This window comes from Acinetobacter sp. UBA3132 (assembly GCF_002364825.1).
Classification (GTDB): Bacteria; Pseudomonadota; Gammaproteobacteria; order Pseudomonadales; family Moraxellaceae; genus Acinetobacter; species Acinetobacter schindleri.
Map to the genome: position 1 here is coordinate 1,348 of NZ_DEZM01000170.1, position 1,768 is coordinate 3,115.

Annotated in this window: 1 protein-coding gene and 1 pseudogene; both read left to right on the forward strand. The window is 44.0% G+C overall.

Annotation, left to right across the window (positions count from 1 at the left end; all coding sequences use genetic code 11):
• The coding region (locus B4033_RS09110; RefSeq protein WP_286833329.1) for a malic enzyme-like NAD(P)-binding protein at positions 1-253 on the forward strand (253 nt) is incomplete at its 5' end.
• Between the two features lie 313 nt (positions 254-566).
• Positions 567-1,768: pseudogene (locus B4033_RS09115) on the forward strand (efflux RND transporter periplasmic adaptor subunit); the annotation flags it as partial.

Below are 1,768 nucleotides of genomic sequence, written 5' to 3' on the forward strand. Positions count from 1 at the left end.
GACCAATAATATGTTAATGGCCTCAAGCAATGCATTAGCTGAATGCTCACCAAAATTGAAAGATCCCAAAGCCGATTTGTTGCCTGAATTGGATCAGATTCAGCAAATTTCCAAGGTGATTGCATTAAGAGTTGCGCAAGCGGCAATACAAGATGGGGTGGCTCCTCAGGCAACTATAGAAACGTTGAAAGAAGCAATTGAAGCGAATTTCTGGAAACCTGAATATCGTCGATATGAGCGGGTTACATTTTAATAGGTGATCAGATCACAGGATCTAGGCGCAAGGGTTTATAAGTAATATACTTATAAACCCTTTTTTGAGTAGCTAAGACGATGATCTTCATGAGTAACATTTTCTGGATTTATAACATCTGATACAAAAATGAATCTAGGCGGATTCAAAAGGAATAATTTTACAGTTTAATTGAAACTATTAAAGAATGTTGAATAAACTGGTATATGAAATCATCATAAAAACTTGTTATAAATTAAAGATTACGAAACAACTAAATACTTCTATACCTTTTTAATTGAATATGCAGTTAAAAATCCTCGGAGATGTCCATGTGCGTGCTGCCCGCTATAAAATTCTGATTGTTATATTACTGATCCTAATCGTGGGTTTTGTACTTTTTCGCTGATGGAAAGGACCGGAACTGCCGAGCTATACCTTAAAGGTGATGCCATTAGTACAAAATGTGGTAGCAACAGGACGTGTGGCAACGGTATCCCGTGCTGACATTGGCAGTGAGCTTGCTGGTGTTGTGCTGGAACGACGCGTTCAGGAAGGTGATCAAGTTAAACTAGGCGATCTGCTGGTCGTACTGAAATCAGATGAATTGGCTGCCCAGGTGCGTCAGGCAGAAGTTGCATTGACCGAATTGGCTACAAGCCGACGTCCACAGGCCGCAGCGGAGTTAGCCTCCGCCAAAGCTCAACTTGAGCAGGCCAGCCGTGAAGCCAACCGTCGACGTAATGCCGAACCAGGTATTCTTTCAGCTGAAGAAATTGAACAGGCTGTCGAAGCGGAAAGGGTCGCACGCAATAATTTTGAAACCGCACGACTCAAGGCAGCTGCATTGGCACAAGGACAGGTTGAAGAAGCCTCATTGCGCGAGCAGCTTGCAGTTACTCAGGCTCAACTGGACAAAACCAAAATTCGTGCAACGGTCGCAGGCACAGTACTGACTCGCGATGTAGAGCCGGGTGATCTGGTTCAGCCGGGACAGACCTTATTTACTATTGCCATTAATGGCAATACTGAAATTCGCGTTCCATTGGATGAACGTAATTTATCGCGATTGGCGTTACAGCAAAAAGCAACGGTGATTGCTGATGCCTATCCGGAGTACACTTTCCCTGCATGGATTAGCTTTATTGCCCCAAGTATCGATCCGCAACGTGGCACAGTTGAGCTTAAACTTACTGTAGATCCGGTACCTGATTTTCTACGTCAGGATATGACGGTTTCAGTCAATGTCGAAACGGGTCGTCGCGAGCGAGCTTTAGCCATACCTAATGATGCGCTTACCGGTCTCAAAGGAGATAAAGCGACGGTACTACTGGTACGCAATGGTAAGGTTCAACGTCAACAAGTTACATTAGGCTTGCGTGGTCTGGATCGTGCTGAAGTAATTTCAGGTTTGAAGGAAGGGGATCAGGTACTGGCTAATCCGGACGCTTCTTTAGAAAATGGCGCACGAGTGTGGATAAAACCGCAAAATATCCTAACTGAAAATCCTGCCAATCAAAGCAATACTAAAAACGA